Origin of the sequence: Duganella qianjiadongensis, from assembly GCF_009857915.1 — a bacterium.
Classification (GTDB): Bacteria; Pseudomonadota; Gammaproteobacteria; order Burkholderiales; family Burkholderiaceae_D; genus Rugamonas; species Rugamonas qianjiadongensis.
In genome coordinates, this window is sequence record NZ_WWCM01000036.1 from 1 (window position 1) to 13,631 (window position 13,631).

A 13,631-nucleotide genomic window follows, 5' to 3' on the forward strand; every position below is an offset into this window, starting at 1 on the left:
CGTCGGCTGCGCTTCTGGCAATTCTGAGAGGCGTCGTTCAAGGCGCTGGCGGTCGATCTTGCGCACAGTTTCCCAGTGCAGACCAGAAAGCTTGCAAACATGGGCTACGGCCAACTTCTCGCACCACTGAGGTAACCTGAGTTTTTTGGACACTTCCATTTGATAAACTTATCAAAGGGAGTGAGGTCATGAACTCAACAATATACACACCGGAGTTCCGGGCCGAAGCAGTGAAGCTGGTACTGGCGCAAGGTCTGACGCTCGAGGAAGCCGCTAAGCGAATCGCTATACCGAAAGGGACGCTGGCGAATTGGGTGAGTGCTGCCAAGCGGCATTCCGATCCCGCTGCGCCGCCTGGTAGCCGCAGTGTCGCCGAACTGGAGGCGGAAGTGGCCAAGTTGCGCAAGGAGCTTGCCGTGGAACGGATGGAAAAGGAAGTGCTAAAAAAGGCCACCGCGTACTTTGCGAGGGAGTCGCTGCCCGGTACGCGTTCATGAAATCTGTGCGGCTCGAATACCCTCTTGGCTTGTTGTGCCGGGTCTTTTCGGTGTCGCGCAGCGGCTTTTATGCGGCGGGGGATCGACCACCGTCTCAGCGACGGCAGGACGATGAGCGGTTGAAGGTTGCCATTAAGGCCGCGCATGCACAGACGCGCGAGACCTACGGGCCGTTGCGCTTGCAGCCAGAGCTGGCCGCACAAGGTTTTGACGCAGGTCGTGATCGTATCATACGGCTGCGGCGGGAACTGGGCCTGCGCTGCAAGCAAAAGCGAAAGTTCAAGGCCACGACCAATTCGACGCACGCCTTCCCAGTGGCGCCAAACCTGCTGGAGCAGACGTTCGCACCGAGGCGCCCGAACGAGGCATGGGTTAGCGATATAACCTATGTCGCCACCGAGGAAGGATGGCTCTACCTGGCGGGCATCAAGGACGTCTTCACCTGCGAGATGGTCGGATATGCGATGGGCGCGCGAATGACGCAGGAACTGACAGCGAAAGCGTTGTGGCGCGCCTTTCAGAGTAAGCGGCCGGCACCAGGGCTGATTATGCACTCCGACCGAGGGAGCCAGTACTGTGCTGACGATTACCGCAAGCTGGTCGCGCAGTTCGGTATGCAGGCCTCCATGTCGCGCAAGGGGAACTGCTTCGATAACGCACCGATGGAGAGTTTCTGGGGCAGCTTGAAGAACGAATTGGTTCATCATCAGAAGTACGCTACACGCGCCAACGCGGAGGCGGCAATCAGGGAGTACATCGAGATTTTCTACAACCGCCAGCGGCGTCATTCGCGCCTTGGCTACGTATCGCCAGCGAGGTTCGCTGAGAACTTCAGCAAACAAGCGCTGGCTGCTTGAAACGGAAGTGTCCACTATTGACAGTACACCTCACACAGTGCTACGAAGTCAGCCAGTCGTCGCGTCATGCGGGCGTGGCGGTCGAGCCAACTAACGCGTTCAACTCGGGCGCCACAATTGTCGCAGCGAACACGCCGAAGCGGTACTTGCAACCATACGGGGTCGCCAAGCATGGGCATGTCACGAATTGTGCGCCATGTCGTTTCATGAATCGGACAGGTATCGCTGCACATAGGACAAACGGGGGGAACACCGGCATCGGGCTCCAACGTGATCCAGGTTGCGCCAGGGCGCCTTTCCAAATTTGAGACAAGGAAGCCTTCCCAGAACGGGAGACTGAGTTTAAGATTCGTCATGGAAGCGGTGGGTTAAGAAAGCACTTGTTGGTCGCACAACTAGTCTATCTTTTCTTCACCGCTTTCTCATTTCTAGATTACTTCCCGGTATTCCGTGAAGAACCAAATATTGTGGGGTCGACCGCACACGCAATGTGGCTGCCAGTGGCATGGAGTTGTATCTAGTGCCGCCCATCGTCAACCTGTATGCCAGTGACATCGACCTAAGTAACCACAATAGAGGCGCAACCTCCCCCACTGAAACTTCCCCTAGCCAAACAGGAGAATGATACATGAGCGAAGCCCTCAGAGTCATTCTGGTCGAGGACGATCAGGATCTACGCGAAAGCATATCTGAATGGATGTCTCTACACCACACTCCCATCACGGCAGTGAGCAACGCGAGCGAGTTTTATCAGGCCTTGCTCGGCCAAGCATTCCAGATTGCCATACTGGACCTGAATCTACCTGACCAGCAGGGCTTCGTGCTTGCCGAATATGCGCGTGCCAACTACCAGATGGGTGTCGTCATCCTGACGGCGCGCAGCGGCATCGACGATAAACTCAAAGGATACCAATCGGGTGCAGATGCGTATCTGGTGAAGCCTGTCGATTGCCGCGAACTGGCTGCCGTTATCCTCAGCGTGGCGGCCCGTAGCCGTTCAGCGGCATCCGTCCAGGCCTGTGCCACGCCCTCGACGCAAGGATGGCAAATCTCATTGACCCAATGGACACTACGCTACGGCCAAGGTTCCGTAATCTTGCTAAGCCAGAAGGAATTGCACCTTATGCAGCTACTAGCAGCCCAACCAGGCAGCGCGGTACAGAAACGTACTATCCTGTCCCGCCTGTATCAACGAGACGACTACCATTGCAGCCGTTCGCTGGACACACTGATCAGGCGCTTGCGCAACAAAGTTCTGAACCAAATAGGGATTGAAGCTCCCCTACGCACAGTGCACTCGGTTGGCTATTGCTTTGCTGGCGAAATCCGCTTTGAAGAGACCGACTTCGCTTAGCCAGCAACAGCAACGTCACATTTAGTCACATTCCGTCGGGAAAGGTGGATTGCAATTAAACATGCGATAACATTATTATTGAAATGTCACTCATAGTTTCAAAATGTTTAAGCCCTCCCCACCTTTTTTACCGAGGATCTCATGAAAAAAATCTCTATTGCTCTGGCCGCTGCTGGCCTATTCGGCGCAACCGGTGCAGCTCAGGCTGACACTATTTCTTTCAGCGCCAGCAAAGCCGAAACCTTGACCGCATGGAATGACGTTTTGTCCTTCGGCAAATTCAATTCCAACCTTGGTACCCTAAACTCAATCACCTTCGAACTCGGAGGCACCGTGACGGGCAGCGGTAGAGCCGAATCGCTCGATGCTACAGCGTCGACCGTAACCTTATCGCTGAGCTCGCTACTGAAACTGGCCCGTCCAGACGGTTCGACAATTGTGGTGACTAATCCTGTTTTCAGCAACAGCTACAAGCTAAGCGGGTTTGACGGTGCGATTGACTTTGCCGGCACGTCGGGTGTCGTCACTGGCCAAGTCCAAAGTAGCCACAGCGAGAGTTTCACCTCCTTGGCAAGCAACGACTTTGCACTATTCTCGCAAGCCGGCGGCGGCACCATCAACCTAAAACTGGGAGCAACTGGTCTGTCCAACGGTAGCGGCGCTGGTAACCTGCTGTCGCAATTCAATACTTCAGCGGCTGGCAGCGTTAAAGTTACCTACGACTACTCGGCACCGGCACCAGTACCTGAACCAGAAACCTATGCCATGCTAATTGGCGGTTTGGGTCTGCTGGGTCTAGTTCGCCGCCAAGCCGCAAAAAAAAACGCCTGATAGTCCAGTTCTACGGGTGACTCAAGCAGTTGCCCGTTTTAACTTAACACCGACAAGCCGCACCTCCGAAGCCGGGATATCGGTGATGATCATGTCCGCAACCAGTCATGTCTTAAATGATCGCACTAACGCTAGCCAGCGCCACTGCCGCGGCGCGTGAACAGACCGTTCTTAGGATCATCCAAGAGTAAGCGTAAAGCCAGCACCGTCTGGACGTAAAAATCGCCCCGAGCCATGATCGAGTTTTGGCACAGCAGTTGTGCCCACAAATTCAATTATGGACACAAATTTTCAACCAGTCATTGAGCGCGGACCGCGCGGCAAGTACCGCCAGCATTCCTTGGAGTTCAAGTGAGCACTCTTGGAAATGGCGATGCAGCCCGGTGTTTCTGTAGCGCGCCTCGCTCGCGAGCACGGAGTCAATGCGAACCAGGTGTTTAGCTGGCGCAAGCTATACGAGGCAGGGCAGCTGGTGGGCGGCGCAACTGCGCAGGGCAACGAGTTGCTGTCAGTGGTGGTGACGGCGCCAGCGCAAGCACCTGCTGCTGAACCAACCCCTACCGGAATCATCACGCTTGAGATTGGTCGTGTGCGGCTGCGTATCGAAGGCCAGGCCAACGCCGCCACAATGGCACAAGTGCTGGAGCGCGTGCTGCGATGATCGGGCTGCCAGCAGGTACGAAAGTCTGGTTGGCCGCAGGCGCTACCGACATGCGCAGCGGTTTCAATGGCCTGCCAGTGAAAGTGCAAACCGCACTGGAAGAAGATCCGTTCAGTGTTCACGTGTTTGTGTTCCGTGGCCGGCGCGGCGACTTGTTCAAGCTGCTGTAGTGGACCGGCGACGGCTTGTGCTTACTCGCTATCCGCAGTCGCATTGACCCTGAGCATATGCCCAGTAATCACAGACTTTACCTCCCGGTACCGGCCGATCTGACAATACACGGAGCTACCCATTAGTTTGCCTCCGCGAACAGTTTTTCTGCGCGCTGGCCGCTCATGCGCTGAGCCGCCTCATTGAGCGCCTGTGTGAGTTCGGCCGGCGTCGGTTCTGTGTAGATCTGTTGGGAATCCTGTCTGAAGCGGCCGGTGGCCCTGCCGCCGCTGCGGTCCGCGACAAGACAGGCGACGACTACAAGGCGCTCATTAAGACGTTCGCCGGCGCCGTCGACGGCAAGTCCAGGAAGGCCTCCAAACGGAAAAGGTCCGTGTTATACGACATCTTGGAGGGAGTCTCCGATCCCGTCCTTAGAACCCGGATCGGAATCTTGCTCGCTGAGCTGGAGTCGGCACGCGGGCAGATCACGGCGCTTCGGCACCTGGCTAGTCAACACGCCGTGGTGTATCTGGATGGGCCCGACACCGCCACTTGCAGCGACGTTTTGACGCCGCCCTTTGATCTCGCCCAGCAGGAGCGTAACGTTCTGGAACGTGCTATTGCCCCTGCCACGCTGATGCACTGGGGCTGGGTGGCGGAACCTAATGGGTGGCTGAAGACCGATACCGGCCAGGTTGTCTATCCTGCTGGCTACATTACGGCCATTCAGAAGGTTCTCGGCCGGTAAGCACCAAGGCACACTTGAATGTGATAGTAATACGCCGGGAACGCCTGCGTGACCGTACTTATGATATTCCTCACTGACAAGTCCCCGACTCGAGAGCACTGTGCGTTACCTCGGCATCGAAGTCGATGATGCGCTGGAAATGGCTGAACAAACGGATGCGTAACGTGGGATTGCGATGGCGCGCAGCGAAGTATCTATCGAATGAGGTATAGGTTCTTATCTTTACCTTCAAGCCACTTCGGTGCGCGTCCGCGGCCGGTCCAAGTGTTGCCAGTTGTTTCATCCTTGTATTTGACTTCGACCGGCTTACGGGTGGCTTTTTTGGGGGGCTTCGCAACGCCGTCAATATCAGCTAAGGTCAACCCATATTCGGCCATGATCACCCGGATCTTAGCCTTTGCTTCAGTCACTTCAGAGCGGCGTGCCTCTTCAGCTTTGGCCAGCAATTCTGCGATTTGTTTCTGATAGTCTTGGTATGTAGACATTGGATGGAGTCCTGAGTGAAATGTTGTGAGCTAATTGTACAGCGGCTGAATTCACAGCGGAAACGTTATCGTGATAATGCGTGTATTTTGCATCCGTGCCAGATGCTATCCTGCTGATATTGGCACTAGAAGATCATTCGGGAGCGTTAAACTAAACGGTATGAGGCAGCTTGAAAGAGATAGATCGGCATGGAGATTCAATTTATAGAAACTTCAGAGGAATACGCGAGAGCCCTCAAGGAGATTGACGCGTTAATGTTAGTTGGAGCAGGTACTGAAGAGGGAATTTGATTAGAACGTTTGTCTGGGCTAGTTCAGGAATATGAGGCGAAAATTTTTTCGATCGGTGACACTACCAAATCTTCAGAGAGAAAAAGAGTTTAGCCCGATGACCGGCCTCAGCCAGCGACAGACTGTGGAATTTAGCGAGGAATAGATATGCGACGAAGAGGCGATTGCACTTGTCGGGCTTTTGGGGAAAATGGATGCTTCGGGTTCGCTTCATCGCTCATGCACCTTATTGAAACTGCACCTGGTTGGCCGATAGAAGCCTGCCTTATTGATACCGGCAATCCTTGGGTTCTCGAATTGAAGAATCGGGCTATTCGGGGTGGTGTTAGTATTTAAGGCGGACAATCGGTTACGGCCGTATCGCAAAAAACGCATCTCACATTGTTAATTGCTATCCACTTTGTTCTTAGTTCTGTTTTTGAAATAATTCGTAACAGTTTGTAATGCCAGCTTCGATCGAAAACGGCTATAGCTTTTTCCCCAAAAAATACCATAAAGGAAAATTTATGTCTGCTACAGATAGTAATTTGTCTACCATCGGGTACAACTTAGCGTGTGCTGTTACACAAGATGCGATCAACCATACGATGGGAACATATTATGAGAATTTGAACGGGAAAATTGATTATTACATAGTCATTGATATTACTACTGGTACTACGTCGCAAATGACTTCTGCTCAATTTGCATCGATCTGTTCTGTAGACCCAAAGTCCATCCCAGATACAACGAACTTTACGCTAGAAACAGCAACGACGTCACTTGACGATAACCAGAAAGCCCTGTTATCTCTTTATGAAGCGGGCTTTCAGTATGGAATTCAAGCGGTCACGGGGATTAATTCTACTTGGACAAAAGTACCGGAAATTGTTGAGCTGTCAGTTCAAGGAACGATGGTGACATACAACATGTATTTTGCCTCCATAAATGTAATGGAGGTGCAAGAAAAGTACGGTAAGGTAACAATGGTCAACTCTACGCAGGCCGTTGACACGCCGTGGATATTTAGTTGGCTTGTGAACTTCGATTTAGCGTCACCGGCGCCGGGGTCGGAAGGAGTGCCCATCCCCGAGGAGAGTTTTAGTATCCAGCAGCTTTATTTGTTGTTGAATACGTTAATAGACGGCGTGTATCCTAGTATTTCGGGTGTTAGTCCTGAATGCACCACTTTTGTTACTGGGCTGATTGATTCCTATGTGAAGTCTATCCCAGCTGGTCAGTCTACAATCAGTTACATTCAGCAACCTACAGGATCGGTGGCTCCTGGCACCTTGGCCCTGACATGCCTAAATTATGAAGTGTCCCCGAATAGTTCTGATCGCGGACTTAGTGTACTAAATTATCTGTGTATGTCAGATAACAATACTCCACCGACTAGTACAAACTATCCGACTTGGCAATGGGTGACCTCCGATGAAACATGCAGCGGAGTGATGGCCATTGAACGGTTGACGTTTACCAATTATCTAATCGCCGCTTTTAATCAAGGCTTCGGAGGGCTTTCAATTCAAACAAGCTGTTCACAGGACATTAAAGATAAGGCTTTCGATTGCTCTTGTAAATTTAATTTTAGCTATCAATCTGCTCCAGATCCCGCTACATGGATTGCTGCGGATGGAACCAGTAAAAATGTGATTGCTACAGCATCGTATTCTCATTATTCTAGTAATAACCAATATGACTATAGCTTGAATTGTAGTGGAATTTGTGGTAGCGCCTCTTCGTACTGGAATTACAGCCTTAACGGCACGTTAACATGCATTAATAACGTTGATAGCGCGGGTATTTATGATGGAACTACGACCGTTTCGCTTGCATTAACGATTGTATCCCCAGCGCATGCTCATTTAGAGGGGGCAAATTCGAATGCAAACGTGGTCGATATTGCTGCGTCATTGGATTATATTATTAGTGTCAATGAGCAAGGTCAACTTCTAGTTACAAACAAAAATTATGTTCTTACAAATAATTCTCAGAGTTTGAATTCAATTAACGTTGGTGCCTGCGGAGGAACAGAATCATTCGGCGATGTGAATAATATGAATAAAAATTTGCAAACGATCTTGATCAATGCGTTGAATAGCTATGAAAACGTAGTTTATGAGGCATTATCTAGTTCCATGACCTGGTTCTTCCCGGGCGCTAGTTCGTTTAAATTCAATAACGTGGAATTTTCTGAATTTGGAGATCTGACGGTACAAATTAGCTATCTGGATCCAACATCATCGGGCGCTGGTAATCCGAGCATCGTCCAACCTGCATAGTATTTCAGTTGTCGATTTAATATTGGGAGCTATAGCGTGATTAATCCAAACGATGTTTACAGCTACTGGGAATCAATCCCAATTATCTCAGGATCAAGCGGATCAACTCCTACAACGGAGATTGGTTTGATTACTGCAGAGTATGAGGTTAGAGAATATAACGATATTCGAAATCTGTCCTCGGAACGTTCTTACATTGTGACCTGCAAGCAGCGTATCAATGTATGGAATAGCGCTGGGTTAGATACTCTGACCGAGAAAAATTTGGCCAAGTACGAGAACTATCCGATTATGCTGGTGACAAGTATGGAAATCGCCGCTGCGCCAGCAGGGGCGATTTACACGTTGCTTGAATACACACCGAAAACAGTTAACACAGCGGTCAATACTAGTACCGCGAATTCGACATCTAGTGGTTCGGCTAACACTACCACATCGGAAACAACATCTGGCCAATCGATGACAAGTACCAATACATTTGAAGTCAATGGTTCGGTAGGCTTGATGGGGGACGTACCTACTGCGTCCCGTGGCGGTTCGTTTTCCCATAGTCGAGCAAAAGAGACGTATTCCTCAGTGATGAATGGATCGTCTTCAACCAACAACGCTGAACATAATGCGTCCAGTTCGAATTCGATGAGTATAAAAAACTGGGGAAGTTATGCAAGTGTTCCGGTGCAATCGGCACCGTCATGGGTATGGGCACAGGAATATCCGTGGGACGTTACTCAGTTTCATAATATTGTTGAGGGAACAGACCAGTCATCGAATGTAGTTACTCTTCCCAATTTTGTCCAAGGATTGTTAGTGGATCAGACGTCGGGATACGTCTTTCCGCCAAGCCAGCTTTCGCTATTTGGCGTTAATTTTTTAGCGACAGCAAAATGGCAAGTTGTCGTTCCTCAGACATACAGTGGCGCGATGGAGACTCTGACTATTACTCATAATATTACGTGTACTGTTGCATCCCATGAAGTGAATGCGGTCAAGGATACAGATGGAAACATCACTTCTTACTCGGCTATTGCTAAACTCGATACGCTGACCAAATTTACATCTACACCAAATGGATCGATGGATTTAGTCAAGATTGCTCTAGATCCCATTGGTGGTTCGGGAAATGGAAATGGAGCGGTAGTGGGATTTGTATTAGCGCAGTTTATTCAATTGCCGCCCGTGGCTTCTGATTCATTTCGAATTAAGTCGGGTGCCAACAATGTATTGGTTACCGGTAACGGGTTTACTGCACCGGCAAGTAACGATGATCCGATGACAGCAGATTTAGCGAACGGTACAGCGACTTTTCAGGTGTATTTTAAAATTATCGATAAGACTGAAAATTTCACCCTCTACATTAAGCATTGGATATCACAAACGGGATCACCTTGTTGTATGGCGGTGACCATCAATGGACTATCTACACTTTATCGCTATGTGGAGACTCCTGAAAATGGTGGTGGCTCTAATAATGTGACGACTATTGTGCTGAGGGATCAGGATTTTTCTTCTGCTGACTTCTATGATTATTTGATTCTGGGAATGAATGAAATAACAGTCACTGTTTCTGCTACTGATGTCCCCGGCGCGCAAGTTGTGCCAGGAATTTATTCCATTAGGGCTCTTGCAATTGGGTAGAACCGATGACAAAAAGTGGGAATCCATTACAAAACAATTATCCTCAGATTGTTCAAGGTGACGATCTAGATAATTTAAGATCCCGGTCTCGCCTTCTGGGAAAGAATTTAGCATCTGGTTTTGACCAAAAATTATTGATTCAGTTATCAAGCCTGAATCAACAACTTGATCATGAATTTGGAAATCTTAATGAGGGAAAAATTCAAGATACTATTAAAAGTATGATTGCAGCCAAGGCAGACAAAGCCCTCCGTAAAACCGCAGACGGAGCTTGGCATGATGCCGATGGCGGGAAAGACGAGGCTATTTCAACAGCAACAATTTTAGATTTGATGGAAGGAATGACTGAGCAGCAGTTACACGATTCTTGCACAATCGAATTGTTTAAATTATTTAGCCGCCCCCGTCTGCCGACTGTGCAGGTTGGTTTTCAAATTGCCCGGTCTGATAATAAACCCAATGATGAGTTTCAACATCCCACCAACCCCGACAAAGCTTACTTTGCAACGACAGGGAAGAACCATGGAAAAGTTGATGAAGCACGCAGATGTGCGGTGCTAGCGGCTGGAGAGTTTCGCTTAAACAATCCTTTACCCAATAATCCTTCGAATACTTTCCATGTTGCCGTTGATATGGTTGGCAAAGCTATAGCCTTTACCACTAACAATATGGCTGGAGCTATTGAAGCAAGTAACATGAGTTACTTTAACACCCCCCCGCAAAATGAGCGATTAAATGCCATTATTGAAAGGGAGTTTTATATGAAATTTTTGTGGGCACGAATTAAAGACTTCGCCAAACCTTTGCTAGGTACTTTGTATTTATCAAATCAACAGCCATCAAACGCTGAATGGAAAATTAGTGGAAACGGTCCACCAACTCCAAGACGCATGTCTTTTACTGGTGTAAAACCAGATCCACTTGGAAAGGGGTATTTCCCAATCAGTACGAAAGTACCTACCGGAAGTGCTAATTTCTCCACTAAGCCGAATAAAAAACCTAAAGTTGTAAAGGCCGTTTCTTCAATAAATTCATTTAAAAAACCTACAGTTCCAAAGTCTAATTTTTCTTCTAAGCTGAATAAAAAATCCATGGTTCCAAAGCTTAGTTCTTCCACTGGGGCACTAGTGAAGCCGTAAATACGCACCAGAAAATTGTGTATATTGACAAGCTGGAAGCACGATTTGTCTATTGCCCAGCAATAGGCAAACTAAGGAGGCGGCTTGCATTTAGGCCTTAGACGATCAGTTCTAGTAGCCTAACTCAACAAGCAGCACTTAGCTTTCTCATCGCACGAACGTAGGTTTGTAATGACGCAGTGAATTCCTGCTCAAGTGATAATACGGAAAGGAAATCACATGAGCATGGTCATGGAAGAAGAAGTCAAGCGATGGACAGCGAAGCGCAAGGCAGCGTTGGTCACAGAAATCATTCAAGGTAAAACCACGGTTGCCGAGGCGAGCCGTGCCTTCGATATGCCGCCTTCAGAAATCGAGGAATGGATCGACGAAGCTAAGCGCGGCATGGAGAACGCCCTGCGTGCCAAGCCACTGGATGTGCGCGAGCAGTACGGGCGCCAGATCAAGGAACTACAGGAAGCATATGGTGAAGCCATGCTTGAGCTGCGTGCTCGAAAAAAGCTGGCGTCCCTGCTGGGCGAGGAAGAGAAGTGATCGAAACGATCCGCCAGGGACTGGAAGAAGATGGATTCAAGCTTTCGATCAGCAAACTATGCCAGTGGTTTGATATGCCACACCGGACCGTGTACTACAAATCCGTCAAGGCAAGACCGAAGGTACAGCCGCGCTTTGCCGAGCCAATCAAGGCGATGATCAACGAAGAACCATCCTTTGGCTATCGAACTGTTGCGGCCCTGCTTGGCTTCAACAAGAACACCGTGCAGCGTATCTTCCAGCTGCGCGGCTGTATTACGACGCTGGTCAGGCAGTCCAGACGACACTGGGCCAACGCTTACTCCCCAAAGGTCTAATTGACTTTATATTTAGATAATACTGTGCACTCCGAGCCGTCAGGCTCCCTAACATCTTCCATTGGTCGGTCCGATCGAACGAACGGCCAAAGCGGCATACCATCGATTTTAGGGAATAAAATAATTCCTCTTTGTCTTTCGCGTAAGCGCCCGTTAAGAATAGGAACAAGAACGCTTGCAGGGAACCCTCGGCCCTCGAATAATTTTTGAACAGGCCAATTACTATGGTTTAAAACGATTGCATGAATGATTCCAAACAGGCCTAGTAAATAAGCATGTAAAGCAACGCGAAGTAAACGAGTATAAAAACACCAAATTTCAAGAGGTGATGGCAAGCTAATAATTGTTGCAGTATAAAAATTAGGTGCGGAATAAAAATAACGCCCTTCCATAGTGTAGCGTAACAAACAGTAGGTCAAAACTAGTGACGGCCAACTTCCAATGCATTCTTCATTCTCCTCCGACCTTTTAAAGGCAACGCATGCAGCCGAAATGTCATGTATCTCGCCTTGTTGATTAAAAACCCATTGTTCGAGCCTTCGCAGGGTAGCTCTGTACTGACCATGTCTCAATTTTATCGCTCGAGCTTGAGTTCGTTCATTATTCGAAATGTCTCCGCCCCAAGAAAAACGATCAATATTCCACCTCAACCTTACGATCCCACGGAAGCAGGATGCACCACTACTTTCTCCTGCTTCGGCATTCATGTGAAGAATAATTCTAAGCAACTGCTCTTCAGAATGAAAAATTTTAAAGCGTTCAGATTCAGCCATTAATTCTTCAACCTTAAGGCGGGGATTCATTGTGACATACGAGTTCAGCTTACGTGCGTAATCCCGAAAAGGGCGAAACCTTTGTTCAATCATAATGGCGTGGTCACGCAAGCTCAAGTGTTCTGCTAAACTCGGCTCTGCGCCACACAGAAATTTTTTGCACCGCGAGCATCGATACTGAAACCGGCGTAGCCATTGGCCGGGCTTTAATGGAAATGGACGCTCGCCACAATGTTGGCATAAATCGGTTAATTCGCAGCCATGTATGGGACAGGTACGGATGAATTCGTAGGAAAAAAAAACGCTGTGGTATGCGCCTAGTAGACAAAACGGGCAATATCGAAATACTGTTAATAGGACAGCGGAGACTCGAAAATTCTCTAGTTTATCCTGCCAACAAGTTAACGTTCGCCAATATTGTTCTCGGGGGAAACTATCTGTAAAGAAGTGACGATGTTCTTCAGAACTATCAAATAGGCGTGTATAAGCCTTTCCGTTTCGCCAACCTAATCGCGCACATGCCGAATCGTACGATTCGAAAGGTAACGGTGAAAGCTTTAGCCCAATTAGCAGGTGTGGGATGCTCATAAGGTCACCTTTAATTTACGGTGTTTTTTTTCACTACTTGCGACTGCCGCTGCTTCCGCGATCAGCGCATATTGATTGCATTCAGTCCAAAGATCTAAAGGTATAGCTTTTTGCTCAATATCTAACTCGGCAATAGTCATAAGAAAACGACGAATTGCCAAAAAAAGTTGGCGAGCCGATACGCCGTTACGGCTAACGCCTCCGGGAACCAACTCATTTAGTGAACTAAGCATTGACGCTACCTGTCTCTCCATCCGAAATCCACTATCCCAAGCATTAGGCGCGAAGTACTTCGTCCAAGGGCAATCGCTGTTTGCAGGGTAGCAAGCCTCGTCAATTATCGAGAACAAGTTTATAAAATCTGATTCAGCCTGTAGTGTAGTGGTTTAATGTATCCGGACACTGATTTAGGCGAGAATACTCGCCATGGAGAGGTGTTTGATGAGCAAGCAGAGACGTACGTTTTCCCCGGAGTTCAAACAGCAGGCTGCATGCCTGGTGCTG

At 49.0% G+C, this 13,631-nt stretch carries 14 protein-coding genes and 2 pseudogenes; 12 read left to right on the top strand and 4 right to left on the bottom strand.

Going from position 1 to position 13,631, the window contains the following annotated elements:
• Positions 1–188 precede the first annotated feature (188 nt).
• Positions 189–1,354, top strand: a protein-coding gene (locus GTP27_RS22765) for an IS3 family transposase (RefSeq protein WP_229634298.1) whose coding sequence is annotated in 2 segments (ribosomal slippage) — positions 189–465 and positions 465–1,354 — 1,167 coding nt in all. Because the reading frame shifts where the segments join, the coding sequence is not laid out codon by codon here.
• 14 nt (positions 1,355–1,368) lie between these two features.
• Here the strand turns inward: GTP27_RS22765 and GTP27_RS24100 are convergent.
• Entirely contained in the window at positions 1,369–1,710 is a 342-nt protein-coding gene (locus GTP27_RS24100; RefSeq protein WP_286173322.1) for a transposase family protein, read from the bottom strand.
• Positions 1,711–1,982: 272 nt separating this feature from the next.
• Between GTP27_RS24100 and GTP27_RS22775 the strand changes: the two genes are divergently transcribed.
• The 6 genes and pseudogenes from GTP27_RS22775 to GTP27_RS23930 all read left to right on the top strand — a co-directional run.
• On the top strand, positions 1,983–2,708 hold the full coding sequence (locus GTP27_RS22775; protein ID WP_161041383.1) for a response regulator transcription factor: 726 nt from the start codon (positions 1,983–1,985) through the stop codon (positions 2,706–2,708).
• Between the two features lie 141 nt (positions 2,709–2,849).
• Positions 2,850–3,539 (top strand): choice-of-anchor E domain-containing protein, encoded by a 690-nt coding sequence (locus GTP27_RS22780; RefSeq protein ID WP_161041384.1) that lies wholly within the window; start codon positions 2,850–2,852, stop codon positions 3,537–3,539.
• 379 nt (positions 3,540–3,918) lie between these two features.
• Positions 3,919–4,200: pseudogene (locus tag GTP27_RS24405) on the top strand (transposase); the annotation flags it as partial.
• Positions 4,197–4,370, top strand: coding sequence for an IS66 family insertion sequence element accessory protein TnpB (tnpB, locus tag GTP27_RS22790; protein WP_161041386.1), 174 nt, complete (start codon positions 4,197–4,199; stop codon positions 4,368–4,370). The pseudogene GTP27_RS24405 and the gene tnpB, both read left to right, overlap by 4 nt.
• Positions 4,371–4,552: 182 nt before the next feature.
• Entirely contained in the window at positions 4,553–5,101 is a 549-nt protein-coding gene (gene gmtX, locus GTP27_RS22795; RefSeq protein ID WP_371865985.1) for a gamma-mobile-trio protein GmtX, read from the top strand.
• An 85-nt stretch (positions 5,102–5,186) separates the two neighbouring features.
• Positions 5,187–5,264 (top strand): annotated as a pseudogene (locus tag GTP27_RS23930) (integrase); the annotation flags it as partial.
• A gap of 31 nt (positions 5,265–5,295) precedes the next feature.
• Here the strand turns inward: GTP27_RS23930 and GTP27_RS22805 are convergent.
• The gene (locus GTP27_RS22805; RefSeq protein WP_161041388.1) at positions 5,296–5,586 is read right to left on the bottom strand and encodes an H-NS histone family protein; all 291 of its coding nucleotides are present in this window, start codon (positions 5,584–5,586) and stop codon (positions 5,296–5,298) included.
• A gap of 734 nt (positions 5,587–6,320) precedes the next feature.
• On the opposite strand from GTP27_RS22805, the gene GTP27_RS22810 reads away from it, so the two are divergent.
• The 5 genes from GTP27_RS22810 (at position 6,321) to GTP27_RS22830 (ending at position 11,766) form a co-directional block, all read left to right on the top strand.
• Positions 6,321–8,141, top strand: a complete 1,821-nt coding sequence (locus tag GTP27_RS22810; protein WP_161041389.1) for a hypothetical protein — start codon at positions 6,321–6,323, stop codon at positions 8,139–8,141.
• A gap of 36 nt (positions 8,142–8,177) precedes the next feature.
• Positions 8,178–9,776: a hypothetical protein gene (locus GTP27_RS22815; RefSeq protein ID WP_161041390.1), complete on the top strand. Its 1,599-nt coding sequence runs from the start codon at positions 8,178–8,180 to the stop codon at positions 9,774–9,776.
• Positions 9,777–9,781: 5 nt separating this feature from the next.
• Positions 9,782–10,915: a hypothetical protein gene (locus GTP27_RS22820; RefSeq protein ID WP_161041391.1), complete on the top strand. Its 1,134-nt coding sequence runs from the start codon at positions 9,782–9,784 to the stop codon at positions 10,913–10,915.
• Between the two features lie 201 nt (positions 10,916–11,116).
• Positions 11,117–11,449: a DUF1153 domain-containing protein gene (locus GTP27_RS22825; RefSeq protein ID WP_371865986.1), complete on the top strand. Its 333-nt coding sequence runs from the start codon at positions 11,117–11,119 to the stop codon at positions 11,447–11,449.
• Positions 11,446–11,766: a hypothetical protein gene (locus tag GTP27_RS22830; protein ID WP_229634299.1), complete on the top strand. Its 321-nt coding sequence runs from the start codon at positions 11,446–11,448 to the stop codon at positions 11,764–11,766. Before GTP27_RS22825 ends, GTP27_RS22830 begins: the two co-directional genes overlap by 4 nt.
• Here the strand turns inward: GTP27_RS22830 and GTP27_RS22835 are convergent.
• Both GTP27_RS22835 and GTP27_RS22840 read right to left on the bottom strand, forming a co-directional pair.
• Positions 11,763–12,656, bottom strand: coding sequence for a hypothetical protein (locus GTP27_RS22835; protein ID WP_161041393.1), 894 nt, complete (start codon positions 12,654–12,656; stop codon positions 11,763–11,765). The two genes, GTP27_RS22830 and GTP27_RS22835, sit on opposite strands and share 4 nt — an antisense overlap.
• A gap of 467 nt (positions 12,657–13,123) precedes the next feature.
• Positions 13,124–13,381 carry a hypothetical protein gene (locus GTP27_RS22840; protein ID WP_161041394.1) on the bottom strand — a complete coding sequence of 86 codons (258 nt, stop codon included), beginning with the start codon at positions 13,379–13,381 and terminating at the stop codon, positions 13,124–13,126.
• Between the last annotated feature and the right edge of the window lie 250 nt (positions 13,382–13,631).